Genomic DNA, 25,573 nt, shown 5'->3' on the forward strand with positions numbered 1-25,573 from the left:
TACAGTCGCTATAGGTTGTTTAATTCGCTTATCGCAATATAGGTACAAATTTTTAATACGAGATATTTTTAAGTAACAGTACTACCTTTACAGTATATGAAGAAGCCTGACTTTTACCGGCAACCCGTTGCATGGACGGGAAGGATAGATGGTACGGATGAAGAATTATTGCGCTGGCATCAGCGTATTACACTTGTGAATTTACTGACGGGTACATTACCGGCATTGAAGCCGCACCAACAGGGCATCGCCGTTCTGGGGTTTGCGTGCGATGAAGGCGTACGCCGCAATAAAGGGCGTGTAGGCGCTGTAGAAGGACCTGCAGCATTGAGACGGGCATGCAGCAATTTTCCGGTACATTTTGACAGCGAGCTGCTTATTGCAGATGTGGGCGATGTGATATGCATAGACAATCAGCTGGAAGAAGCACAGGCCGCATTGGCCGATACTGTGCTGACTATACGTAAAGCAGGTTATCTTCCTGTGTTACTGGGTGGCGGGCATGAGATCACTTACGGACATGCACAGGGTATTTATAAGCATCTGCAGCAACGTAAGCGGCATGAGAAACTGGGGCTGGTGAATATAGATGCACATTTTGATCTGCGTATACCGGGACAGGAGGGAAGTACTTCCGGTACCGGGTTCTGGCAACTGGCGCAGGACTGTAAACTGGAGGGTGTTCCCTTTCATTACCTGGCACTCGGCATCCAGGCCAACAGTAATACGCAGCAGTTATTCCGTATAGCCGGCGACCTCGACGTACAGTATGTGGATGCAGATGCTTTTCACCTGCAGGACAGAGTGCTTTTACAGGCTGCTATAAGCCAGTTCCTGAGAGATGTGGATGCTGTATACCTCACAGTGGATTTAGACGTTTTTTCGGCCGCTTTTGCCCCCGGGGTGAGTGCCGTTGCCTACAATGGCATCCGTCCGGATGGTTTGTTCCTGGAATGCTATCGTAGCATCCTGCAAAGCGGTAAACTGGCGGGCATCGATATTGCTGAACTGAACCCTTCTCTGGATATCGATAATCATACTGCAAGACTGGGCGCCTCCCTCTTGTTTGAGATGGCCAGTAACCTGCATTATCACTAAGATTGTTATTATTAGATTTTCCTTGCAAAATAGTATCAGTATCCCCCCGTAAGATGTGCGTAGTTCCCGCAAATATTGCCGGGGGATGCTGTTTTTTGGAGACCTTTTCTATATTTGCGTCATAAACATATTATATATGAAATTAATCCCTAAAACAGCTATTATCGCCTCAATAGCTTTATGTTCAACCTATATGGCTGAAGCACAGAAAATTAAAATTACGGAGGGCAATTTCTCTGCATTAAAGGGACAAACAGAGATCAACACGGAGTATTCCTACGAGAACGTAAAGGTGGGTAACTTCGACAATGAAGATGATTACATCCAGAAGAAAAAAGACGAGTACAACAAGAAAGAAGCCGGAAAAGGCGATACCTGGGCTGCTGCCTGGAAGAACGATCGCGCCAGCCGCTTCGAACCTAAATTCGAAGAACTGTTTTCTGAGAATGCCAACATCAAAGCTGGTAAATCCCCTAAGGCAAAGTACACGCTGATCTTCAAAACAACCTTCGTTGAGCCTGGCTTTAACGTAGGTGTAATGCGTAAAAATGCATACATCGATGGAGAGATCTGGATCGTAGAATCAGCAGATCACAGCAAGGTAATTGCGAAAGCAACTGTTGACAATGCTCCTGGCAGAATGTTCGGTGGTTTCGATTTTGACACCGGTGCACGTATTGCTGAAGCATATGCTGCTGCAGGTAAAGCTTTCGGAAAGAAAGTGAGAAAAGAAGCTGAATAATTGTAGCGCCTGTGCGCTGACGATGACAATAAAATGTGGTGGATACCGGGCTTCCTGGTATCCACCACTTGTTTATAGTGAATGTGTCAATTGTGTTTAATACGCTGCCAACACTACCCGCCTGGCAATTATTCAGACAGCTGCGCAGGCAGCAGATCATCTGCAGAAGATAAGTAATGCCCGCTTTCTATACGCTGTCAATGGTTGCCTGGCTGCAATAATTTTGATAGCTATACAGGCAGCAGATCATCCGCAGAAAGATAAATAGTAATATCCACTTCCAATACGCTGTCAATGGTTACCTGATTACAATAATTTTGACAGCTATACAGGCAGCAGATCATCTGCAGAAGATAAGTAATACACACTTCCAATACGCTGTCAATGGTTGCCTGGTTACAATAATTTTGACAGCTAAGCAGGTAACAGATCATCTACAGAAAGATCAATAACATTACAGTTAATAGCCGGTTAGAATACGATCGTCTTATTGCCATGGATGATGATCCTGTCTTCAACATGCGCCACAACGGCTCTTGTCAGCACCTGTCTCTCTATATCGCGCCCCAGTGCCACGAGATCGCTGACATCGTGCCTGTGACTGACACGGGCCACGTCCTGGTCAATGATGGGACCCTCGTCCAGGTCGTTGGTGACATAATGCGCTGTAGCCCCTATCAGCTTTACACCGCGTGTATAGGCATTCTTATAGGGATTGGCGCCCGCAAATGCCGGCAGAAAGGAGTGATGTATATTGATGATCTTCCCCGGGAATACGCTCACGAAATTGGGGGACAAGATCTGCATATAACGCGCCAGTACTGTAAAATCGGCCTTTGCTTCCTGTATCAGCCGGATGGCTTCCTGCTCTTTTTCTGTTTTGGTGGCCGGTGTAACCGGCAGATAGTGGAACGGGATACCAAAATCTTCCGTCAGCTCTCTCAGGTCTTCATGGTTGGAGATCACCAGCGGAATATCTACCGGCAATTCCCCGCTGCGCCAGCGCCAGAGTAACTCCATGAGGCAATGGTCGTAACGGGACACCATGATGGCCATCTTTTTACGATGGGCGGTATAGTCGATATGCCAGTCCATCTTTAATGGCCCGGCTACTTTTTCCTGAAATTGTTTTTCCAGTTGTTCACTTGTAATGCCGGTATTTTCCAGTTGGAATTCCATACGCATGAAAAATACCCCTTCTTTAGGGTCGGTACTGTGCTGACTCGCATCCAGGATGTTCGCGCCACAGGTATAAAGGAACTGTGATACGCCGGCAACGATGCCGGGCCGGTCCGGACAGCAGATCAGTAGCCTGCCGGTAATATCGCTCTGCATAAATCGAAAAATATATTCTCAGTAAAATACTAAATGTTATTTTACTTTTGGCCCAATTTTGAAGCATGAAGAAGATAGGATTGATGTCAGATACGCATAGTTACCTCCATCCGGATGTATTCAAATACTTTGATAAAGTGGATGAAATATGGCATGCGGGAGATATTGGTAACACCGGACTGGCAGAAAAACTGGAGGCTTTTAAGCCCTTCCGTGCTGTATATGGGAATATAGATGGGGCTGAATTAAGGGTGCGGTATCCGCTCCACCTGCATTTTGAATTGGAGCAGGTAAAAGTTTACATGACACATATAGGCGGTTATCCGGGGAAATATGCCCCCGGCGTAAAGGATGAACTGCTGAAAAACGCGCCCAGGCTGTTTATCTGCGGTCATTCGCATATATTGAAAGTAATGCCTGATCCGGCTTTTAAGCTGCTGCATATAAATCCCGGAGCCTGTGGTATACAGGGATGGCATAAGGTTAAAACATTGGTTCGTTTTGAATTGTCAGAAGGAAATATCAGCCAACTCGAGGTAATTGAGTTGCCAAAATAGAGAGGAAGTATACGTGAATATCATTACAACAGATAGGGTAATGCAAAAGTGGCTTGTGCTGCTGTCGGGATGCCTTTTTTTATGTCTGGCTGTTTCAGCACAGAAGACCTCGCTGTTTAAAAAAGTAGGCAGCTGGCTGGATGCGGGGAATGATCCGAATTATATTGAGGAACATACCAAAGACCTCACCCTCCGCGTGTTTGGTTCACGCAAGTATAACTACTATGATATCGTCGACAATAAGATCGTCGATAATGGGATTGTGGACAATGGTATTGTTTCAAGTACAAGAAGCTCCAGGGAAGTACTGTACAGGCCCAATACGCCTTTTAACGTCGGTGTTGGCTTCAACTACCGCTTTATAGGTATGAACATCGCTTTTAACCTGCCGTTTATCAATAAGGAAACAGGGGACTATGGCCAGACAAAAGTACTGGACCTGCAAACGCATATTTACTCCCGTAAACTGGTCATAGACTTTTACGGACAGATCTACAAGGGATATTATATTGCCAATACAAGAGGGCTGTTCAGCAGCCTGGGATCGGGCAGCGTGGAAATGATCCGGCCGGATGCCCGGAATGTGAACCTGGGGCTGGACGTGCAGTATGTATTCAACGCAAAACGTTTCTCTTACCGGGCGGCCTACCTGCAGAATGATTACCAGAAGAAGAGCGCAGGATCTTTCCTGATAGGAGGGGGCATCTTCGGGATGAGAATGAAAGGAGATTCAGGGCTGGTGCCTTCGTATCTGCAGAAAGCAGGATTCTTTGACAAAGAGAATTTTTACAGGACAAGGGTGCTCAGTGCGGCAGCCAACGTGGGGTATGCCCATACTTTTGTTTATAAGAAACATTGGTTTGCCACGCTCTCCCTCACGGGAAGTTTAGGGGCAAATTATACGACCCTGAACAGGGTAAAAGAAGGCAACGTGAGTAAAGTAGGGCTGCAGCTGAACAACAATATCCGTATCTCCATCGGGTACAACTCTGCCCGCTATTTTGCCGGCATACACTATGTGGACCTGACCACCAGAAGCCAGTCGCCCGTACCGGATACTTACCAGACGATGGGAGCCGGCAATTTCCGGATCAGTTTTGCGAGAAGGTTCAAACTGAAGAAGCAGTTGTTTTAATGCAGTATCGTGTCATCCCGCCATCAACTAAACATTCTCAATTCAGTATCCAGATTTTCCCGGGCCATTGCTTCCCGTTCTTCTCTGAATATAGCTGTTTTATAAATGGCTGGTAATGCCAGAAAATGGGCCAGTACTTTCTTTCTGCCGGTTTTAAACTGCGTGTCGGAATACATCCGATATTCATCCCTGATCTGCTGAGCATAGGTAAAATATTGTCTGGGTTCTGTGCCAAGGATAGCCAGATCGAAATCAAGTAGATAATCGAGGTCCGTATCATTACTGGTATTCAGATGTGTTTTAGTAGCACGGATGAATGCCATGACCTGTGCTATCCGTTCTGCCGGAAAGCTGGTCCGCTGCAGGAAAGCGCGTGCTGCCAGTGCGCTCAGCTCCTCATTGTCCTGCTGCTTTACATCGTAGACGATATCATGGAAAAAGATGGCAAAGGCCACCGCATCAACATCCGTAATGTGATGGGCGTACTTCTGCAGCAGGAATATCATGGTATCTATATGTTCCAGGTTGTGATACCGCCGGTGTGGTTCCGTATAGCTGGCGTTGATCATCTGATAGCCTTCTTCTATCAGTGCTTCATTATCTGTATATCGTAACAGCAGTTGATCCCAGTAGTTTTGCAATAGGTAAATCATTGGCATATGGTCTAAAGTTAAAATAAAAATCCCGCCTACTTAATGCAGGCGGGATCTCTTTATCATTCATAGCTGTTGGCTATTATGCTTTTGCTTTTGCAAACTGTGCACGGATCACGTTCAGTGCACCACCTGCCTTGAACCACTCGATCTGTTGTTCATTGTAGGTGTGGTTAACCAGGATCTGGTCTTTGCTGCCGTCCTTGTGGTTAGCCACAACGGTCAGTTGCTTACCAGGTACGAAAGTGGTCAGACCAACGATATCGAAGGTATCATCTTCCTGGATCTTTTCGTAATCTTCCTTATCAGCGAAGGTCAGCGCGAGCATACCTTGCTTTTTCAGGTTGGTTTCGTGGATACGTGCGAAAGATTTAACCAGGATAGCGCGAACACCCAGGTGACGTGGTTCCATCGCAGCGTGTTCGCGGCTGGAGCCTTCACCATAGTTTTCATCACCCACAACGATAGAGCCGATGTTAGCCGCTTTATAAGCACGCTGTACAACAGGCACGCCTGCATATTCACCGGACAACTGGTTCTTTACAGAATCAGATTTGTCGTTGAATGCGTTGATAGCACCGATCAGCATGTTGTTGGAGATGTTGTCGAGGTGACCACGGTATTTTAACCACGGACCAGCCATAGAGATGTGGTCAGTAGTACATTTGCCTTTTGCTTTGATCAGCAGTTTCAGACCTTTCAGGTCAGTGCCTTCCCACGCAGCAAATGGCGCCAGCAGTTGCAGACGGTCGCTGGTTGGAGATACGATTACCTGAACACCGCTACCGTCAGCTGCAGGGGCCTGGTAACCAGGATCGTCTACAGAGAAACCTTTAGCAGGCAGTTCGAAACCGGTAGGCTCGTCGAGCATTACTTCCTTACCATCTTTGGTTTTCAGTTTGTCTGTCAGCGGATTGAAGGTCAGATCACCTGCAATAGCGAAGGCAGTAACGATTTCCGGAGATGCCACGAAAGCGTGTGTAGCAGCCAGACCATCATTCCTCTTGGCGAAGTTACGGTTGAAGGAAGTGATGATGGAGTTTTTACGGTTAGGATCGTCGATGTGACGTGCCCACTGACCGATACAAGGACCGCAGGCATTAGCCAGTACAACACCGCCAATCTGGTCGAAGGTATTTAACAGACCGTCTCTTTCGATGGTATAACGTACCAGTTCAGAGCCCGGAGTGATAGTATATTCAGCTTTAACGTCGAGGTTCTTGTCAACCGCCTGTTTCGCCAGGGAAGCAGCACGGGAGATATCTTCGTAAGAAGAGTTGGTGCAGGAACCGATCAGGGCAACTTCCAGTTTTTCAGGCCAGTTGTTTTCTTTTACAGCCTGTGCGAATTTAGAGATAGGCCATGCCAGGTCCGGAGTGAAAGGACCGTTCACATGAGGCTCCAGTTCGTTCAGGTTGATCTCGATCACCTGATCATAGTATTTGGAAGGATCAGCGTACACTTCGGTATCAGGACGCAGATGATCTTTCACACCATCAGCCAGGGCGGCGATATCTGCACGCTCAGTGGCTTTCAGGTAAGCAGACATTTTGGTATCGTAAGCAAATACGGAGCAGGTAGCACCTATTTCCGCACCCATGTTACAGATAGTACCTTTACCGGTAGCGCTCAGGTTATCAGCACCTTCGCCGAAATATTCAACGATGCAACCAGTACCGCCTTTAACGGTCAGTACACCGGCTACTTTCAGGATTACGTCTTTAGGGGAGGACCAGCCGCTCAGTTTACCTGTCAGTTTAACACCGATCAGTTTTGGCATTTTCAGTTCCCATGGCAGACCAGCCATCACGTCCACTGCATCAGCACCACCTACACCGATAGCCAGCATACCCAGACCACCTGCGTTAGGCGTGTGAGAGTCGGTACCGATCATCAGACCGCCGGGGAAAGCATAGTTTTCCAGTACAACCTGGTGAATGATACCAGCACCTGGTTTCCAGAAACCGATGCCATATTTGTTGGAGATAGAAGACAGGAATTCGTATACTTCCTTATTGGTGTCCACAGCTGTCGCCAGGTCTTCCGTGGCGCCGGTTTTGGCTTGAATGAGGTGATCACAGTGTACGGTAGAAGGAACAGCTACTTTATCGCGTCCGCAGGTCATGAACTGTAACAGGGCCATCTGTGCGGTAGCATCCTGCATGGCAACGCGATCGGGCGCGAACTCTACATAAGACTTTCCACGCTCATAAGCTGCCGTGGTAGGTGCATATAGGTGAGCATATAGTATCTTTTCTGAGAGTGTGAGCGGGCGTCCCAGCAGTTTACGGGTAGCTTCCACTTTACCCGGCAGTGCCGCATACACTTTTTTAATCATTTCAATATCAAACACCATGGAAAAAAATTATTTAAGACCGGTTAGAAAATGCACCGCGAAATTAATTAAATTCAACAAGTTTTTAAAAGATATGTAGACTATTGTCTATAAATGATAAGCCTGGAAAACAACCGGGCGCCCTGCACGCTCACTGTATAAAATGCCGCTAAATCACTGCCAGCTTAATATCAGCTATTTATTGGTATAGAAATTGGACTTGTTTTTAACCCGGGATTGTAATAAATTTGATATATGAATAGATTTAAAGATTTCGTGGAATGGCAGGCCTTCGGGGTTTGTACAGCTATCGGCAATAAGCTGGGCATAGCTACCTCCCGTATCCGTCTGTTTTTTATCTATACCTCTTTTATCACCATGGGCTCCCCGCTCATCGTCTACATGATCATGGCCTTTTGGGTGAACATGAAGAATTATATCCTGAACGCCCGCAGGAACCCTCTCAGATACCTTTAGCAGATTTCAGCATCATTTTTGTTATATAGCCATTTACAGGAATGGTTCAGGTAACTAATCCCTGATAACAGGGATATTTTGCATTAGGATAAGTTTATATATTCGTGCCACAATAAGGGATAAGGAAGCGAAAATTTTAACCAAATACACATACAAAATGAGAATGCCTTCATGGAAACACCTGGCAAATGGTGTGCTGGTTTTATCTACCGCGTTATTTATGGCTGCATGTTCGAAAAACGATAACGATGGCAAATCAAGAATTCAGGTCGCACTTACCGATGATCCAGGAGATTTTAAAGCTGTTTACATCGATGTTCAGGAAATTAATGTCAACTACAACGAGAGCGATGACAATGGCTGGCAGACATTGCCCGGCATGAAAAAAGGACGCTACAACCTACTTACACTCGTTAATGACAAAGACACTGTATTGGCAGATGCTGACATCGCATCGGGTACAATCAAGGAAATCAGGCTGGTACTGGGAGATGACAACTGGGTGGTAACCAACGCAGGCGATTCTATCAAACTGCAAACACCAAGTGGACAGTCTTCCGGCGTAAAGCTGAAGATCAACATGCCTGTATCTGAAGGGGTACTTTACAAACTGCTGCTCGATTTCGACGTGGCAAAATCCATTCATGAAGCAGGAAGCGCCGGCAAGTATATCCTGAAACCGGTGATCAGAACTGTTCTTCAGGCACAGGGTGGTAGCATCAAAGGTGTTGTATTGCCTGCAGTAGTGCCTTCTGCAGTACTGGTACTGAATGGTACTGATACTGTTGCCAGCACTTATTCCGGTGTTGGTGGCGCTTATCTGCTGAAAGGTATTGCAGCCGGTAGCTATACCCTCCACTACATTTCTACAGATTCTACCCTGCAACCTGCTACAAAACAGGGCGTAGTAGTAGAAACCGGTAAAGTGACAGCTGTAGATACCCTCACGTTGGTAAAATAAGCTTGTCAGTTTACAGTCTGCAAACGACATTAAAAAAAACATCCGCCGCAGGCGGATGTTTTTTTTGTTCTATGTTTAATCCAGGTGGAAATTTGTCATTGCGTGATAGTGGTTCTGCAACTGGTTTACAGTAATGGAACCTTTGATCTCCCGGTGTTCATCCCGGTAGTCGAGACGTGTGGCCGGCATCCCGTCTGCCAGTGTGTGCAGCTTTACCGAGAAGGGCCCGCGTACATAGATCTGACCACCGCCGTTGACGGAGAGGGAATCGTCTTTTTTAAATTTAAGTCTGAGTAACTGCTCTTCATTCAGTGGAATGGGGTAGAGGTCTTTCAGGTCGTACCAGAACTCCTGTTCTCCTGTTTGTACGCAAACCTGTTTGTCCTCGCGGTTAACTTCCAATACCTGACCTTCCACCGTGTTTCCTTCGTACTGCACCAATACTATATCTCCTGCTTTTACATCTTGTAAATTGATCATGGTGAATAAAATTTTGGGTGTTTGTATTATAGTTATAGTCTTGTAAAGAGCGGTCGTAGTCCGTATCCTAAGATAAGCATAAGATAAGAAATAGTCCATAGACGCCGGATATTTTCCCATCCCCTGTTTCAATACAAAAGGCAGGCCATCCGGCTTCCATGGACTATCAAATATTATCGTTTATAAATATCTGGCTATAAACGCGTTACTGTTACCACAAGCTATAATACGTGGTTCCGCATTATTTCACTACTTCACGAATTCTTACCAATTGTTCCAGCAGGTCTTCCAGCAGGTCGAGATGCAGCATATTGGCACCGTCTGACTTGGCCTTGGAAGGGTTAGGATGGGTCTCAATGAACAAACCATCTGCACCTGTAGCAATAGCGGCTTTAGCGATAGTGCCGATCAGCTTGGGATTACCGCCGGTAACACCGCTGGTCTGGTTGGGCTGTTGCAGGGAGTGGGTACAATCCATGATCACAGGCACGCCATGTTCCTTCATAATAGGAATATTGCGGTAGTCTACCACCAGGTCCTGGTAACCGAAGGTGGTACCACGTTCGGTCAGCCATACTTTATCATTACCGCCCTGTTTTACCTTTTCTACGGCAAATTTCATGGCCTCGCCGCTCACAAACTGTCCTTTCTTCACATTGACGAATTTACCGGTTTCCGCTGCTGCCAGCAGGATGTCGGTCTGGCGGCACAGGAAGGCCGGGATCTGCAATATATCCACATAAGCGGCTGCCATGGCAGCTTCTGCAGCAGAGTGGATATCGGTAGTAACAGGCAGATTGAATGTCTGCCCCGTTTTCTGCAGGAGGTCCAGCCCTTCCACATCACCCACTCCACTAAAGGAGTTGATGCTGGTACGGTTCGCTTTTCGGTAGGATGCTTTGAAAATATATGGAATGTTCAGGCGTTTACAAATGCCCGATACCTTTTCAGCTACATGCATCAGCAGCGCTTCATCTTCTACCACGCAGGGCCCGGCTATCAGAAAGAAATTATCTGGGTTATATTGATCCTTAAAAAGTGACTTCAGGTGTGTTGTTGCTGACATGATTTTTGTATTTGAGAGTGCAAAGTTATGCTATTCTCAGAGATTACTTTTCAGCAGCAGGAATTGCTGTGACTCATTGAATTGTCATAATATTGTAACCCGATGAGAAGGGATGTTCACTGGGCTTGCATCTGTTCCAATAGGATTCCGGCGATTGTTACCGCATTGTCATGCCGGGAGCTTGTCTGTTCTTAATTATTGCGGAAGCTGTTAATATTACGTCCAAATTAAAAGTCATTCATTCGAGATAGCATGAAGAAAGATAAAATACTGGTAATCGGCGCCTGCGGGCAGATTGGTGTTGAACTTACACTGGCATTAAGGAAGATGTACGGGGACACTAATGTGGTTGCTTCTGACCTGCGCGAGGAACATGACCTGCTCAAGGGAACAGGCCCATATGTATCCCTGGATGTCATGAACAAGGAGATGCTGCATGTGTTGGTTATCCGTCATAATATCACCCAGATCTACCTGCTGGCGGCCATCCTTTCAGCTACCGGTGAAAAGAACCCCCTGCTGGCATGGCATATCAACATGCAAAGCCTGCTGAATGTACTGGACATTGCGAAAGAAGAAAATATCGACAAAGTATACTGGCCAAGTTCCATCGCGGTATTCGGCCCTAATTCTCCTAAGGATACCACTCCGCAGCATACCATTATCGAGCCTACCACCATTTACGGTATCAGCAAGTTTGCCGGTGAACGCTGGTGCGAATATTACAGCCACCGTTACGGCGTAGACGTGCGCAGCCTGCGTTATCCTGGCCTGATCAGTTATAAATCAGCCCCGGGTGGTGGTACAACAGATTATGCTATTGAGATCTTCCACGAAGCATTGGAAGAGAAGAAATATACCTGCTTCCTCTCTGAAAGCACTTACCTGCCCATGATGTATATGCCGGATGCTATCCGCGCCACCATTGAACTGATGGAAGCTGATAAGGACAAGATCAAGGTACGCTCTTCCTACAACCTGGGCGCCATGAGCTTCTCTCCGAAAGAGATAGCAGCAGAGATCAAAAAGCACATCCCCGAATTCACGATCAGCTATGAACCGGACTACCGCCAGCAGATAGCCGACGGATGGCCCAAGAGCATGGACGATTCTCTGGCCCGCCAGGACTGGGGCTGGAAGCCGGAGTACAACCTGGAAAAGATGACGGCAGATATGCTGAAGAACCTGAAAAAGTAAGCAGTTATTTCTACATTTGGCTTCAGGCAAACTTCCTTTTGCATATGAAGCTGGAGAACGGGAAATATCTGGGGAATAACAGTCGTACTTTCCATATGGATGGGCTGATCGTCAATAAGACCACCTACAATGAGAAAGTATTTGAGGGATGGCATTTCCATGAGAATAACCACCTTTCATTCATACTCGAAGGCGGCAACCGCGAGGAGCGCAAAAACGGCGACAAGAGCGTAATTCCGGGAAGTATTATGTTATACCATAGCGGTGAATGGCATCGCAACAGCCATACACAGCATCCATCTCAGAATATCAATATCGAAATAGAAGATAGTTTTTTAACTCATTATGAGGCCGGTTTTATAAACGGGCCTCATAATGAGTTAAATACTTTTCAGACCCACGCCAGCCTCACGGCTATCAGGATCTATCACGACTGCCTTGTGGCAGATCAGCATAGCCTTCTCTCCGTTCATCAACAGATACTGACCCTGTTACAAACAGCTGGCCAATCGCTTCATCCCGACAGGCAATTATTGGCCGGTCGTGCCGGTAAGGTAGCTGAACTCCTGCATGATCGCTGGAATGAGAACATTTCCCTGCATGACCTGTCCCTTATCACCCAACTCCATCCTGTTACTGTTTCCAGGCACTTTTCCGCTTATTTTAAATGTTCGCTGGGAGAATATATGCGGAAGATCAGGGTACAAAAAGCGCTGGCAATGATAAGGCAGACAGAGATGTCTTTGACAGGTATTGCCTATCAGTGTGGCTTTTTTGACCAGAGCCATTTTATCAGGGCCTTCAGGGAACAGACCGGCTTCCTGCCCAAAGAGTTTCGCAAACTCTGATATCCTTCAGTTAAATCCGTACAATTTTGCCAGTGAGATATGTCTGACCTTTGGCGAAAAACAGGTCATGAACTATCTTAAGATATGGTTATCAGTTGTTTGTAGTATTTTTTTACTGTCCGCCAGCGCTCAGGTCCTACCTAAAACAGCTGTCTCTGCTGCTGTTGACAGGATGGCGGTATTGCTGGAAGACCATTACGTTTACCCGGAGAAAGGCGCCGCTATTGCAGCTCATCTGCGTGCTATATACAGTAGCGGGAAATTAGCATCAGCCGGTAGCTGGAAGGCATTAGCGGATGCACTTAGCAAACACCTGCAGGATTTTAGTCATGACGGGCATTTGTATGTGCGTTATGATACAGGAACAAGCCGTCTCTTATTGCGCCAACAGCATATTGAGGCGAAGGACAATGAGGGTAATACCGCATCTGCAGAAGGACCAGACCCTTTCTTCTACGGAGCTGCTGCAGCAGCATATAATTATGGTTTTGAAAGTGTGAGGATCAGTAAGGAGAATATCGGTTATCTAAGTTTGTCAGAGATCAACATTTCCAGGAAATGCCTGCCCGTTTTATATGCTGCGATGACTTTTGTTGCCAATACCCGGGCATTGGTCATTGACCTTCGTAACAACGGTGGCGGTGGTAGTGACACGGGGGCGGTCTTTGAAAGTTTCTTTCTGCCGGAAAATACGCCATTGATCACCTTCTCCAGCAGAACAGGCAAGCAGACCACCGACAGTACCGTATCCTGGCTGAAAGAAAAGCGTTATGACCGTCCTGTATTCATTCTCATCAGCAATAAGACAGCATCTGCAGCAGAAGCTTTTACATTCGCCATGCAAAGAACGGGAAGAGCTGTTGTGATAGGTCAGCCCTCGGCTGGCGCCGCGAATATGAATGCCTGGTTTCCTGTCAATGAGCATATTTACATCTCTATATCAGAGATGGCGCCGGTATGGCATGGTACAACCGATACCTGGGAGCGAAAAGGGATACAACCGGATTATCCTGCAGTAACAGAACAGGAAATAACAGCTATCATCCAAAAGAAAACAGGTAAGCAATAAGTGGAAGCAGCTTATTGCCTGTTATCATCGTCAGCCGGCTGCTTGCGTTAAAAAGTGAAGATGTCCGAAAGTAAATGAGAATAGCTTGAAGCCTGTGGCCTCCATCAGGTATCAGGATAAAAAAAGCCTGTATCGCATTCGTTGATACAGGCTTTTTATTGAAACGCTTATATAGTATTAATCCACAAACCCAACTGCTACAGTCGAGTTGCTGAATTCATCGATCAGGATGAACGCTCCGTTGGCAGGGTTAGCATCATAGCTATCTGCAAACACCGGCTGTGCGAGCTTCACGGTAATTTTACCGATATCATTCAGGCCCAGCTCTTTCTTATCTTCCAGGATCTTATTAGAAGTTACATCTATCACATGTTGTATCAGCTGCACCTTTGCCTTCACGCGATTAATACCATGCTGCAACAGGTACGCTTTACCGGGTACAAGTTTCTGCTGATCCATCCAGCACACCTGCGCAGAGAGCTCTTTCAACAGGGCAGGGGCATTCTCAGGTTTTGAGAACATGCTGCCACGGCTGGTATCAATTTCATCTTCCAGCGTGATCACTACGCTCTGGCGTGCCTCCGCGGTAGTGAGTTGTGTTTCGAACTGCTCGATGGTCTTGATCTTGCTTTTCTGCTGGGAGGGGAGAGAAATGACCTCGTCGCCTACATTAAAATGACCGCTCACCACTTTACCGGCAAAACCGCGGAAGTCGTGATAAGCCTCTGTTTTCGGGCGGATCACTGACTGCACTTTGAAGCGGGCAGGGTGGCTGTTGTCTGCATGATCGAAGGTGATCTGTTCCAGGTATTCGAGCAGTGATTCGCCATTGTACCAGCTGATCTTTTCAGAGCGGGCAGCCACATTCTCACCATAGAGCGAAGAGATGGGGATGAATTTGATAGAAGGCGCCTTGAAAGCTGCGCTGGCAATCAGTGCCTGGAAATCTTCCACGATCTGGTTGAAGCGTGCTTCGCTGTATTCCACCAGGTCCATCTTGTTGACGCATACCACTAAGTAAGGAATACGCAGCAGGCTGGCGATGAAGAAGTGACGGTAAGTCTGTTCTACGATACCTTTACGTGCATCGATCAGTATGAGGGAAACCTGTGCATTGGATGCGCCGGTCACCATGTTACGGGTATACTCAATATGACCGGGCGTATCGGCAATAATGTATTTACGGGTAGGAGTAGAGAAGTAGATATGTGCTACGTCGATAGTGATACCTTGTTCACGTTCGGCTACCAGGCCGTCTGTCAGCAGTGACAGGTCAGTGAAGTCAAGTCCCTTACGTTTGCTGGCAGCATGCAATGCTTCCATTTTATCCTGTGGAATAGAATGAGTATCATAGAGCAACCTGCCTATCAGGGTGCTTTTCCCATCATCTACACTGCCGGAAGTGGTTATACGTAAAACCTCCATGTTATATTTTTTGAGTGGCGGAAAGTTTGGCTGTCCGCGACGATTTTATACTAATTGATTGAATCCTGTAAGCGGAAAAAAACGATAGTAACTGGCGATTTGTTAAAAGTAGCCAGCCTGTTTTCTTTTCTCCATTGCTGCTTCTGAGCGTTTATCATCAATACGGGCGCCTCTTTCTGATATTTTGGCTTCCAGTATTTCACCAATGATATCTTCCAGCTTATCAGCTTCGGAGATCACAGCTGCGGTACAGGTCATATCGCCAACAGTACGGAAGCGTACCTTTTGACGGAAGGGCACTTCTTCCTCGGTAGTATTGAGGAAAGGAGAGTAGGGCCAATACATACCATCGCGTTCAATGATCTCTCTTTCGTGAGAGAAGTAGATAGATGGGATCTGCAGGTTTTCCCGGCGGATGTAATTCCATACATCCAGTTCTGTCCAGTTGGAAATAGGGAATACCCTCACGTTCTCGCCCAGGTGTATTTTACCGTTGAGCATATCGAACAGCTCGGGGCGTTGCATCTTGGCATTCCACTGACCAAATTCATCTCTTACAGAGAAGATCCTTTCTTTCGCACGTGCTTTTTCTTCATCGCGGCGGGCGCCACCGATGCAGGCATCAAACTTCAGTTCTTCGATAGCATCCAGGAGGGTTACGGTCTGCAGGGCATTTCTGCTGGCGTATTTACCGGTTTCTTCCTGTACTTTACCTTGATCGATGCTGTCCTGTACATTTCTTACAATAAGATCAAGACCCAGTGATTCCACCAGCCAGTCGCGGAACTGGATGGTTTCGGGGAAATTATGTCCGGTGTCTATATGTAATAAGGGGAAAGGAACTTTACCTGGATAGAACGCTTTCTGTGCCAGTCGCACGATAGTGATAGAATCCTTACCACCTGAGAACAGGATGGCGGGGCGTTCAAACTGTGCAGCTGTTTCACGTAAAATATAGATGGCCTCATCTTCCAACGCCTGCGGAAACTCCCACTGTATTTTATTGGTCATAAGTCTTTATTTAGATGTCCCTGCGGACCAGTTTATCAAGTTAATCATTTTTATGTTGTCTTATCATCATCCGTGCAATCCGCACTCTTTTTTAGATAGTTCCCACCACCATCTGCCGGCGCGGGGATGTTCTCCCGGTTCAATCGCGCGTGTACAGGGAGCGCACCCGATGGAGATAAAACCTTTATCGTGCAATTTATTGTATGGCACGTTCTTCTCCTGCAGGTAACTGATCATTTCATCATATGTCCAGTTAATGAGCGGATTGTATTTATACAATTGCCTGGCTTCATCCCATTCAATGGCATGTAATGACTGCCGGTTTTCGGATTGTTCAGCACGAAGACCGGTGATCCATACTTTAACGCCTTTGAGTGCGCGGTTCAGCGGGACAACTTTGCGGATGTTACAACATTCTTTGCGGTTCTCTACGGATTCGTAGAAGCTATTAGGTCCTTTTTCGGCCAGTAACTTTTCAACTGAGGCTGTTTCGGGGAAATAGACTTCAAAGTTCTTCTTGTAGCGGGCGCGGGTGAGGTCCATCAGGTCATAGGTTTCCTGGAACAGACGTCCTGTGTCGAGGGTGAATACCCTGATCGGCAAGTTGGCACGCCAGATCATGTCGGCAATCACCTGATCTTCCTGTCCAAATGAGGTGGAGAAGGCCACCGCTCCGGGGAATTGTGCTGCCAGATACTGCATGGCAGCGATTGGATCTAGTCCTTCCAGTGCTGTACTGATATTATCCATATCTATCTAATCTCAATAGCCTGGCATTCATCTATAGTTGCCTATAAATGCCAGTAATACTTCCTTTAGTGAATTGGCAACTTCTGCTGTCTACAAAAATACATAAACTCTATAAAAAGGATAGACTTTTTTTAATCACCTGGTGTGTGCGCGGTTAATTGTTGTTTATCAGTATGTTGTGTGAGTGGTGTGATCGGTTCTTCCGCTTGCTGGCTGATGCGCTGCTGTATATAGTGTTTCGGTTGTTGTTTGATTGGGGTTTGGGGCGGCCGTCGACCGGTTTCAGGTAGGGCTCCCGGGCTGTACCCCTTTGCGAGCACTATCTATCCGGCCCGGTCAATCGTGTGGGCTTTTGAATGTCGATCGAACCCCTATCAATCGTAGATGGGCTCTCCAAGGGCTAAGGCCCGTCAGTCTTCCGTATGGTCGGTTCTTCCGCTTGCTGGCTATGCTCTGCTGTATATAGTGTTTCGGTGTTGGTTTGATTGGGTTTTGGAAGGGCCGTCGACCGGTTTCAGGTAGGGCTCCCGGGCTGTACCCCTTTGCGAGCACTATATATCAGGCCTGGTCAATCGTGTGGGCTTTGGGATGTCGATTTAACGCCTATCAATCGTAGATGGGCTCTCCAAGGGCTAAGGCCCGGTAGCTCCTCCTGAAACCGTGTGATCGGTCCTTCCGCTTGCTGGCTGATGCACTGCTGTATATAGTGTTTCGGTTGTTGTTTGATTGGGGTTTGGGGCGGCCGTCGACCGGTTTCAGGTAGGGCTCCCGGGCTGTACCCCTTTGCGAGCACTATCTATCAGGCCTGGTCAATCGTGTGGGCTTTTGAATGTCGATCGAACCCCTATCAATCGTAGATGGGCTCTCCAAGGGTTAAGGCCCGGTAGCTCCTCCTGAAACCGTATGATCGGTCCTTCCGCTTGAGGGATGGGGTGGAAGGAAGAACAATGTTGGAGGCTAGAGATGATAAAAGCCTCATCCACCCATCACCACTCCAAACCTCGTTGGGAGCCGGGAGGTAGCGGACGGTTCCAGATGGAGATCGCGGGCCTTCGGCTCTTTGACCCACGCTTGATGAAGCTAAATATAGATCCAATGTTTACACGCTTGATAAAGCCTTATAGTCATTCTGCCAAAGAGGCGCCGACCGCGGTCCCATCTGGAACCGCAACGCGTTCCAGGCATCCGACAGTAATCCCACCAATCATCCCAGTACTATCAATCTACGTTGTCGATGGGAAAGGCAAGTGTGAATCCATTGGTATACAAGGCCATCGAGCGGGACAATACGTCCAGGGGCAATCCAAATCCCAACTAATGGAGGGAAACAAAAAAGCCGGGGATCAACCCCGGCTTTAAAAAGATTATAATATTGAGACATTCCTCGTTAATATATCCTTCAGTGTCTTATTCTCAAGGATTTTCAACGTCGCGTCCCGTACTTTACTCATAACATCGTTCAAGCCACACACCGCTTCATCCCGGCAATTCTCGCATCTTTCATAGTAATTGAGACTCACACAGGGAAGCAGCGCAATCGCACCATCCAACAGGCGGATAATCCTCGCCAAAGGAATTTCCTTCGGAGCTTTCAGCAGGTAGTAGCCACCACCTTTGCCTTTCTTACTCCCCAGGATGCCCGCATTCTTCAATTCCAACAGGATGTTCTCCAGGAATTTGATGGAGATGTTCTTCTCCTGGGCAATTTCAGAGATGAGAATGGGACCTTTGTCAGCATTTTCTGCCAGGTGTATGAGCGCGTGAAAAGCGTATTGCGTTTTTTTAGACAACATATCGATTGATTTGCATCCCTCCCAGATGTTTGTTACTACAAAGATAACAGCTTTTTACGTCTTACAGGCTTAATACGTCTTTCATACTGAAGATCCCTGTTTTACCTTTCAGCCATTCCGCGGCAATCACAGCGCCGGACGCAAATCCTTCGCGGGAATGAGCAGTATGGGTGATGGTAATATCGTCAATAGCGGAAGTGTAGGTAATGCTGTGGGTACCCGGAGCCGGGTCTATACGTTTGGAAATGATGGAGAGCTGTTCTGGTTTGGAAGCCTCATCATTTACCCATTCCTGCTTGCGGCGTACCTTTTCCATCAGCTGCTCGGCCAGGGTAATGGCGGTTCCACTCGGCGCGTCCCGTTTCTGGGTATGGTGGATCTCCTCCATTTTTACCTCATACTGTGGCTGATTCGCCATTAATTCTGCCAGGCGTTTATTGATCTCGAAGAAGATATTCACACCCACGCTGAAATTACTGGCGTAGAGGAATGCCCGGTGTTGTTCCAGGCATATAGATTTTACGGCAGGGAGCTGCTCCAACCAGCCGGTGCTGCCACAAACCACAGGAACATTGGCGGCGAAACACTTCAATATATTATTATAGGCGGTTTCCGGACCGGTAAACTCGATTGCAACATCAGCTTTGCTGAGTTCTTCCTTCTCCAGCAGATGCTGACTGTTCAGGTCAACACGATGAACAATCTCATGTCCTTTGGCTACGGCGATGGCCTCAATTGCCTTTCCCATTTTTCCGTAACCGATAAGCGCTATTTTCATAATATATTGAGTTAGATGCTATTAGTAGAAATTAGTAGAAGAGGAGTAATTACCACTTGTTGCCAAGGGCGATCTGATTGCTGTACTTCTTCTTACCACCTATGGAGAAACGCAGGCTAAGCCCAAGTGCCTGATTATTAATAACGGTTGGTACGATCTTCATACTCAGGTCATCCGACATGTTGAAGTCCTTCAGGTGGGCAAACACTGTAGCATCCACGATGTTCAATCCATAGGCAAGCACAAATACCAGCACGGAGTAGTCTACGTATTCCCGGTAGGCATCCCGCAGGTATTTAAGACCATTGTCACTGTACAGTCCAACATAGTCGTCAACCGTATCGGCATTGCCGTCCATACGGATACGATAGGCATTCCGGAAGGTACGGTAGTGGTCCATGTTGACGATAAAGGTACCGGTAGTGATGCCGAGGGCGGCATATACCAGGGGGATCTTCCAGTACTGCCTATTGTAGGCCTGTCCGAGGCCGGGTAGTACGGCTGAATAAAAAGCTGCCTTCCGCGGACTATGAAGGGTTGGAGCGACAGGTTTTACTGAATCTCTTTTGATGTAAAGCTCAGTGGTGTCTTTCCGGTTGTCCGGCTGCTGTTTACGCAGATAAGCAGCCTTGGTGCTGTCCTGGGCCAGCAGGGTGGCAGGCAGACAAACAAATACCGGTAATACCAGTAAGCAAAGACGTAATAATAAATGAGAAAATGTATTCCCGGACTGTTTAGCCACCGTATAAGTCTATTTTTTCTAATATGCTATCGAGCTCCTCGTCGGAGTAGAACTCGATGGTAACGCTACCTTTCCCATTCTTGCTTCTGTCCAGTTTCACTTTTGTGGCAAAATGACTTGCCAGGTTATCTTCTATCTTCTGATAGGCCGGCGGTAATGAGCTTTTAGCTGCCTTTTTCACATTGCCCTTGTCAATGTGGGTAGTTTTACGCACCAGGTCCTCTGTTTGACGTACGGAGAGCCCGTTCTGCATGATCTCATTGAAAACGAAGAGCTGTTTCTCTATATTTTCCACGGCGATCAATGCCCTGGCATGTCCCATGCTTAATTGTCCGTTGCGGACAGCTACCTGGATGTCTGGTGGCAGTTTAAGCAGGCGTATATAGTTGGTAACGGTACTTCTTTCTTTACCCATACGGTCGGCTACCTGTTCCTGGGTGAGTACGCACTCTTCCATCAGGCGTTTATAGCTCAGGCCGATTTCTATTGCATTGAGATTTTCCCGCTGTAGGTTTTCCAGCAGGGCCAGTTCCAGCAGTTCCTGGTCGTTCGCCTGGCGGATATAGGCCGGAATATCTTTCAGACCTGCCATCCGGCTGGCGCGTAAACGCCTTTCACCCGCTATCAGCTGGTATTTGTTAGGGCCCACCTTGGACACGGTAATAGGTTGTATTACATCGTGCAGTGAGATGGACATACTTAATTCCTGTAAAGCTTTCTCGTCAAAGTCCCGGCGTGGCTGTTTAGGATTCACATCCACCTGATCGAGCGGTATACGCTCAATACCGGTAGCCCTTGCCACAACTTGCTCGCCCAGTGCGCTGGTGGTCTGTTTGAGGTCGGTATCAATATTTTGCAGCAGCGAGCGGATACCTTTACCCAACGCCTCTTTCTTATTCGGATTCCCCTTACTCTGATTGCTCATTGTTAATTGCTAATATTTTATCTTCCAGGTTAATACGTGTGAAGTTATTCTTTTGCAGAATTTCTTTGGCCAGGTTGAGATAGTTGATCGCACCGGTGCTGGCGGCATCATACATGATCACTGACTTACCGAAGCTGGGCGCCTCACCCAATTTGGTATTACGGTGAATGATCGTGTTGAATACGCTTTCCTCAAAGTGTTGTTTCACTTCATCCACCACCTGGTTGCTCAGGCGCAGACGGCCGTCGTACATGGTCATCAGGATGCCCTCTATGGCCAGGTTGGTATTTAAACGGCTCTGAACGATCTTAATTGTATTTAACAACTTACCAAGACCTTCCAGTGCAAAAAACTCACACTGTACAGGAATGATCACAGAGTCAGACGCCACCAGGGCATTTACCGTGATCAGGCCCAGGGAAGGGGAGCAGTCTACTATAACAAAATCATAATCATCCTTTACAGCATCTATCACCTGCTTCATCACCTGCTCCCTGTTGGGATGGTTGATAAGCTCCAGCTCTGCACCTACCAGATCAATATGGGATGGCAGCACTTTCAGATTGGGTGTATCTGATTCCAGGATCACATCTTTGGCCTGCCCGTCATTAACCATACAGTCATATAAGCTCTGCTGTATATTACGCAGGTCAAAACCTAAACCGGTGGTACTGTTAGCCTGCGGATCCGCATCTACCAGCAATGTTTTATACTCCAGTACAGCCAGGCTGCTTGCCAGGTTAATAGCACTGGTAGTTTTTCCTACCCCACCTTTCTGATTAGCGATTGCAATTACTCTTGCCATTGTTGATTAGGTATTTCTTAGGTTTTACTATAGGATAATAAATAGGGCATGGCTTAGGAAGACTCCCGTCTCTTGCACCATGTAAAGAATATGCGTTTTACTATAGATTGATACTGCTTCCTATTGCCGGCAGCAATAATTCCAGCCCTGCGGCTGAAAACTGTTGCTGCGTTTTCTCCTTATCTATCTTGATATACCCAAAGGTGTCGTAGTGTACGCCGATAATGCGTTTACAATCAACGAATCCTGCCGCTACAATCGCATCGTCAGCTCCCATGGTGAAATTATCTCCTATTGGTAAAATTGCAAAATCCAGTTTAGCATACCTGGGTATCAGCTGCATGTCCAGGGTCAGCGCTGTATCCCCTGCAAAATAAAAATTCCCCTCATCTGTCGTGAACACAAAGCCCAGGGGATTGCCTCCGTAGGAACCGTCCGGCAAACCACTCGAATGATGTGCTACCACACATTTCACTGTGCCAAAGTCAAATTGCCATTTGCCGCCCGTATTCATTGGGTGTACTTTCTCCAGGCCCTGCCTGCCTGCCCATTCGGTCAGTTCAAAAGCACCCACAACAGTTGCATTTGTACGTTTCGCCAGTGCCACCAGGTCGGCAACATGGTCCGCATGACCGTGTGAACAGAATATATAATCAGCCTCTATCTTGTTGATATCTACCGCCTTAGCCAGTTCATTGTGTGTAATGAAAGGGTCAAAAACAATCTTCTTCCCCTTGATTTCAACCGCAAAACTGGAATGTCCGTAATAGGTGAAATTCATCTTGCAGGTGTCTATGTAAACAAAGTATATACTTATCCAAAGTGTACAAAAGTACAACGATTAGAGAATAATAAGGTCTACCCCGCTATTTATTTATTCACAGCTGGTACACATTTGAATTGTTAATTAATTCAAAATGAGACGCTTAATATTATTTGTTAAAGTAAATGCAAAATCTCACTTCCGGTACAATATGTGGATGGGTAGTTCGTCATAACATGATACCCCCGCTGGTACCAAAAAAAAGGATAAGGTCTGCCGAAGGGGTTATTTTTGCAAGGACAAATACTCTACATGCGCTCAGGATTAAACACGATAGTACTGTTAGTCATACTATTACTACTCGATCTTTATGTTTTTATGGCCATTAAGGCCATTTTTAATGGTTCATCGGCAAGAGTGCGTAGTATCGTATTCGGTGGCTACTGGGTGATATCGGCCCTGGTAATATTGACTATCGCCCTCTTACCCTACCTCAACTGGCAGGAATGGCCTGTCAATGCCCGCTCGTATGTACTGACTATCATATTCGGACTGGTATTCGCGAAAGTATTGGCGGCGGTATTCCTTTTACTCGACGATGCGCGTCGTGGTATTCAGTGGATTATCAGCCGTTTTTCTTCCGGCGGAGGGGATGAAGTGGCTGTAAATGCCATCACCCGGTCAAAATTTCTTTCCCAGATGGCCTTAATACTGGGCGGCGGTATGTTTGCCACCCTGGTATACGGCCTGTCCAATAAATACAATTACCGGGTCCATAAAATGAAACTGGCCTTTAAGAACCTGCCCCCGGCCTTTAAAGGACTCCGTATTGTACAGATATCTGATATTCACTCCGGTAGCCTGACCAACAAAGAGGCAGTAGAAAAAGGAGTGGCGCTCATTAATGCGCAAAACGCTGACATTGTGTTGTTTACAGGCGACCTGGTGAACGACCGTGCCACGGAAATGGATAACCTGATGGACGTTTTCAGCCGGGTAAAAGCCCCCATGGGCGTTTATTCGACCCTGGGCAACCATGATTACGGCGACTATTACGCCTGGCCCGACAGGGATGCCAACGGTTTCAGCGCCATGCGGCACGAAAACCTGGAGCGGCTCAAGGCGGTGCATGGCGAGCTGGGTTGGAAACTGCTGATGAATGAACATGTTACCCTGGAGCGTGGCGGACAACAGATCGGTTTACTGGGTATTGAGAACTGGAGTGCTATGAGCCGTTTTCCGAAATACGGCGACATGAAAAAGGCATACGCCGGCGCCGCACACCTGCCATTCAAGATCCTGATGTCTCATGACCCTACCCACTGGGATGCCCAGGTCAGGACAGAGTACCCCGATATAGACCTGATGCTGGCCGGCCATACCCATGGTATGCAGTTCGGAGTGGAGATCCCCGGTTTCAAATGGAGTCCCGCACGGTTTATCTATAAAGAATGGGCAGGGCTTTATAAAGAGGGAGATCAGCGTCTGTATGTGAACAGAGGCTTCGGCTTCCTGGGCTACCCGGGCCGCGTAGGTATCCTGCCGGAAATTACCGTGATAGAGCTGGTATAGTCTGGTCGGCTCTAGTCCCGCAGTCAACGACTTTCCGTCCTCATCCACCGACAAACGGCTACGGTCTATCGACTAATTAGCCTATCTTGCAGCTGTAAAATGCTCCGTGCATGCGCTGCTGCTTTCTATTCTTATTTCTGTTATGTAGTAAGGCTGTCATGGGCCAGACCCTTGCCGACTTGGAAAAACAACTGGATTCTCTGCTAAAAAAGAGGGAGAAAAGTGAATTCGTCCTGGGGCTCGGTTATGGCAATAGCCCTGCTTACGGCAAGAAAACGCAGACGTATGAGACGCCGATAGTCATGAAACCTTTCCTTTCCCCAACGGTTTCCTATTTTCATAAAACGGGATTGTACGCCAATGTCAGCAGTTATTACCTGTTTCAATCCATCGGTAAGCCCTGGTTTGAATGGGATCTTTCTGTTGGATACGACTATTCAAAGAACAGGAAATTCCTGACAGGCATTTCCTATACCAAATACATCTTCACCGATTCTGTAGATATTCCGGTTACGCCAATCAATAATGAATTATTTGCCTACTTCTACTACCGGGACTGGTGGTTGCAACCCGGCGTCAGCCTGGATCTCGGGTGGGGCAGCACGCAGGAGAAGATTGCCGGAGGGCGGTTAAGCCGCAACATATCCGGGAAGGATTTTAATATCGTTACGGTGGTGCGTCATCCATTTATTTTTATCGATGTACTAAAGCACGACGATGCCATTTTATTGACCCCTTCCGTCGGGCTCACGATGGGTACCGCCAACTATTACAGCAACCTGAAGTCATTCCAGTATATTTCCCGCTCGCCCAAACTACATTGGGAATGGAGCGATACCAGGCCTCCGGAAGATATCCAGAGAGCCTTTCTAAGTAAAAAAACTGCCACCGGCTTTGAGATGCGGGCGCTTGATCTCACCCTCAATGCGTCTTATATGCTGGGCAACGTTACGATCTCCCCATCCTACACCATTTTCAAACCTTTCCAGGGAGAGGAAAAACAACTCACCGGCTATTTCACTGCCAGGTTAGGATACACTTTCAAATGATCTCCTT

The 25,573-nt window shown here is 47.2% G+C and carries 25 protein-coding genes; 11 read left to right on the forward strand and 14 right to left on the reverse strand.

All coding sequences use genetic code 11. From position 1 onward, the window contains the following. The first annotated feature begins 96 nt into the window (after positions 1 to 96). Positions 97 to 1,098, forward strand: coding sequence for a formimidoylglutamase (hutG, locus tag MYF79_RS10020; RefSeq protein WP_247813745.1), 1,002 nt, complete (start codon positions 97 to 99; stop codon positions 1,096 to 1,098). Between the two features lie 136 nt (positions 1,099 to 1,234). Then, the gene (locus tag MYF79_RS10025) at positions 1,235 to 1,840 is read left to right on the forward strand and encodes a hypothetical protein (protein ID WP_247813746.1); all 606 of its coding nucleotides are present in this window, start codon (positions 1,235 to 1,237) and stop codon (positions 1,838 to 1,840) included. 471 nt (positions 1,841 to 2,311) lie between these two features. Here the strand turns inward: MYF79_RS10025 and purU are convergent, their stop codons facing one another. Continuing rightward, on the reverse strand, positions 2,312 to 3,175 hold the full coding sequence (gene purU, locus MYF79_RS10030; RefSeq protein WP_247813747.1) for a formyltetrahydrofolate deformylase: 864 nt from the start codon (positions 3,173 to 3,175) through the stop codon (positions 2,312 to 2,314). A 65-nt stretch (positions 3,176 to 3,240) separates the two neighbouring features. Here purU and MYF79_RS10035 point away from each other — a divergent pair, with 65 nt between their 5' ends. Continuing rightward, positions 3,241 to 3,732 (forward strand): metallophosphoesterase family protein, encoded by a 492-nt coding sequence (locus tag MYF79_RS10035; protein WP_247813748.1) that lies wholly within the window; start codon positions 3,241 to 3,243, stop codon positions 3,730 to 3,732. A gap of 40 nt (positions 3,733 to 3,772) precedes the next feature. Beyond that, positions 3,773 to 4,867, forward strand: coding sequence for a DUF4421 domain-containing protein (locus tag MYF79_RS10040; RefSeq protein ID WP_247813749.1), 1,095 nt, complete (start codon positions 3,773 to 3,775; stop codon positions 4,865 to 4,867). A 23-nt stretch (positions 4,868 to 4,890) separates the two neighbouring features. Here the strand turns inward: MYF79_RS10040 and MYF79_RS10045 are convergent, their stop codons facing one another. Together MYF79_RS10045 and MYF79_RS10050 are read right to left on the reverse strand one after the other, a co-directional pair. Beyond that, the gene (locus MYF79_RS10045; RefSeq protein WP_247813750.1) at positions 4,891 to 5,526 is read right to left on the reverse strand and encodes an HD domain-containing protein; all 636 of its coding nucleotides are present in this window, start codon (positions 5,524 to 5,526) and stop codon (positions 4,891 to 4,893) included. A 76-nt stretch (positions 5,527 to 5,602) separates the two neighbouring features. After that, entirely contained in the window at positions 5,603 to 7,876 is a 2,274-nt protein-coding gene (locus tag MYF79_RS10050; protein ID WP_247813751.1) for an aconitate hydratase, read from the reverse strand. Between the two features lie 234 nt (positions 7,877 to 8,110). On the opposite strand from MYF79_RS10050, the gene MYF79_RS10055 reads away from it, so the two are divergent. Both MYF79_RS10055 and MYF79_RS10060 read left to right on the forward strand, forming a co-directional pair. After that, a complete protein-coding gene (locus MYF79_RS10055) occupies positions 8,111 to 8,332 on the forward strand; it encodes a PspC domain-containing protein (RefSeq protein WP_089832467.1) in 222 nt (73 codons plus the stop codon). 157 nt (positions 8,333 to 8,489) lie between these two features. Continuing rightward, positions 8,490 to 9,293 carry a DUF4382 domain-containing protein gene (locus tag MYF79_RS10060; RefSeq protein ID WP_247813752.1) on the forward strand — a complete coding sequence of 268 codons (804 nt, stop codon included), beginning with the start codon at positions 8,490 to 8,492 and terminating at the stop codon, positions 9,291 to 9,293. A 75-nt stretch (positions 9,294 to 9,368) separates the two neighbouring features. On the opposite strand, the gene MYF79_RS10065 is transcribed toward MYF79_RS10060, so the two are convergent. Further along, positions 9,369 to 9,773 carry a hypothetical protein gene (locus MYF79_RS10065; RefSeq protein WP_199657424.1) on the reverse strand — a complete coding sequence of 135 codons (405 nt, stop codon included), beginning with the start codon at positions 9,771 to 9,773 and terminating at the stop codon, positions 9,369 to 9,371. 241 nt (positions 9,774 to 10,014) lie between these two features. Continuing rightward, on the reverse strand, positions 10,015 to 10,839 hold the full coding sequence (gene kdsA, locus MYF79_RS10070; protein ID WP_247813753.1) for a 3-deoxy-8-phosphooctulonate synthase: 825 nt from the start codon (positions 10,837 to 10,839) through the stop codon (positions 10,015 to 10,017). 252 nt (positions 10,840 to 11,091) lie between these two features. Here kdsA and MYF79_RS10075 point away from each other — a divergent pair, with 252 nt between their 5' ends. The 3 genes from MYF79_RS10075 to MYF79_RS10085 all read left to right on the forward strand — a co-directional run bounded on the left by MYF79_RS10075 (position 11,092) and on the right by MYF79_RS10085 (position 13,953). Beyond that, on the forward strand, positions 11,092 to 12,036 hold the full coding sequence (locus MYF79_RS10075) for an NAD-dependent epimerase/dehydratase family protein (RefSeq protein WP_247813754.1): 945 nt from the start codon (positions 11,092 to 11,094) through the stop codon (positions 12,034 to 12,036). A 44-nt stretch (positions 12,037 to 12,080) separates the two neighbouring features. Then, the gene (locus MYF79_RS10080) at positions 12,081 to 12,884 is read left to right on the forward strand and encodes a helix-turn-helix transcriptional regulator (protein WP_247813755.1); all 804 of its coding nucleotides are present in this window, start codon (positions 12,081 to 12,083) and stop codon (positions 12,882 to 12,884) included. Positions 12,885 to 12,951: 67 nt separating this feature from the next. Then, positions 12,952 to 13,953: a S41 family peptidase gene (locus MYF79_RS10085; RefSeq protein WP_247813756.1), complete on the forward strand. Its 1,002-nt coding sequence runs from the start codon at positions 12,952 to 12,954 to the stop codon at positions 13,951 to 13,953. 177 nt (positions 13,954 to 14,130) lie between these two features. Here the strand turns inward: MYF79_RS10085 and MYF79_RS10090 are convergent, their stop codons facing one another. The 9 genes from MYF79_RS10090 to MYF79_RS10130 all read right to left on the reverse strand — a co-directional run bounded on the left by MYF79_RS10090 (position 14,131) and on the right by MYF79_RS10130 (position 22,963). Beyond that, positions 14,131 to 15,378 carry a sulfate adenylyltransferase subunit 1 gene (locus tag MYF79_RS10090; RefSeq protein ID WP_247813757.1) on the reverse strand — a complete coding sequence of 416 codons (1,248 nt, stop codon included), beginning with the start codon at positions 15,376 to 15,378 and terminating at the stop codon, positions 14,131 to 14,133. A gap of 102 nt (positions 15,379 to 15,480) precedes the next feature. Continuing rightward, on the reverse strand, positions 15,481 to 16,389 hold the full coding sequence (gene cysD, locus MYF79_RS10095) for a sulfate adenylyltransferase subunit CysD (RefSeq protein WP_089832479.1): 909 nt from the start codon (positions 16,387 to 16,389) through the stop codon (positions 15,481 to 15,483). Positions 16,390 to 16,455: 66 nt separating this feature from the next. Next, complete coding sequence (locus MYF79_RS10100; protein ID WP_199657418.1) at positions 16,456 to 17,139, reverse strand: phosphoadenylyl-sulfate reductase; 684 nt, start codon at positions 17,137 to 17,139, stop codon at positions 16,456 to 16,458. Between the two features lie 1,364 nt (positions 17,140 to 18,503). Continuing rightward, positions 18,504 to 18,932 (reverse strand): RrF2 family transcriptional regulator, encoded by a 429-nt coding sequence (locus MYF79_RS10105; RefSeq protein ID WP_199657417.1) that lies wholly within the window; start codon positions 18,930 to 18,932, stop codon positions 18,504 to 18,506. A gap of 61 nt (positions 18,933 to 18,993) precedes the next feature. Further along, the gene (gene dapB / locus MYF79_RS10110) at positions 18,994 to 19,710 is read right to left on the reverse strand and encodes a 4-hydroxy-tetrahydrodipicolinate reductase (protein WP_247813758.1); all 717 of its coding nucleotides are present in this window, start codon (positions 19,708 to 19,710) and stop codon (positions 18,994 to 18,996) included. Between the two features lie 49 nt (positions 19,711 to 19,759). Further along, the gene (locus MYF79_RS10115) at positions 19,760 to 20,452 is read right to left on the reverse strand and encodes a DUF5683 domain-containing protein (RefSeq protein ID WP_247813759.1); all 693 of its coding nucleotides are present in this window, start codon (positions 20,450 to 20,452) and stop codon (positions 19,760 to 19,762) included. Continuing rightward, on the reverse strand, positions 20,445 to 21,377 hold the full coding sequence (locus tag MYF79_RS10120) for a ParB/RepB/Spo0J family partition protein (RefSeq protein WP_247813760.1): 933 nt from the start codon (positions 21,375 to 21,377) through the stop codon (positions 20,445 to 20,447). Before MYF79_RS10120 ends, MYF79_RS10115 begins: the two co-directional genes overlap by 8 nt. Next, positions 21,361 to 22,182 (reverse strand): ParA family protein, encoded by an 822-nt coding sequence (locus MYF79_RS10125; protein ID WP_106603209.1) that lies wholly within the window; start codon positions 22,180 to 22,182, stop codon positions 21,361 to 21,363. The genes MYF79_RS10120 and MYF79_RS10125 overlap by 17 nt, the downstream gene beginning before the upstream one ends. 100 nt (positions 22,183 to 22,282) lie before the next feature. Continuing rightward, a complete protein-coding gene (locus tag MYF79_RS10130) occupies positions 22,283 to 22,963 on the reverse strand; it encodes a metal-dependent hydrolase (RefSeq protein WP_247813761.1) in 681 nt (226 codons plus the stop codon). Between the two features lie 294 nt (positions 22,964 to 23,257). On the opposite strand from MYF79_RS10130, the gene MYF79_RS10135 reads away from it, so the two are divergent. Both MYF79_RS10135 and MYF79_RS10140 read left to right on the forward strand, forming a co-directional pair. Next, a complete protein-coding gene (locus tag MYF79_RS10135; RefSeq protein ID WP_247813762.1) occupies positions 23,258 to 24,517 on the forward strand; it encodes a metallophosphoesterase in 1,260 nt (419 codons plus the stop codon). 179 nt (positions 24,518 to 24,696) lie between these two features. Continuing rightward, positions 24,697 to 25,566 (forward strand): hypothetical protein, encoded by an 870-nt coding sequence (locus tag MYF79_RS10140; protein WP_247813763.1) that lies wholly within the window; start codon positions 24,697 to 24,699, stop codon positions 25,564 to 25,566. Positions 25,567 to 25,573: the final 7 nt, after the last annotated feature.

It is taken from the genome of Chitinophaga filiformis (genome assembly GCF_023100805.1).
Classification (GTDB): Bacteria; Bacteroidota; Bacteroidia; order Chitinophagales; family Chitinophagaceae; genus Chitinophaga; species Chitinophaga filiformis_B.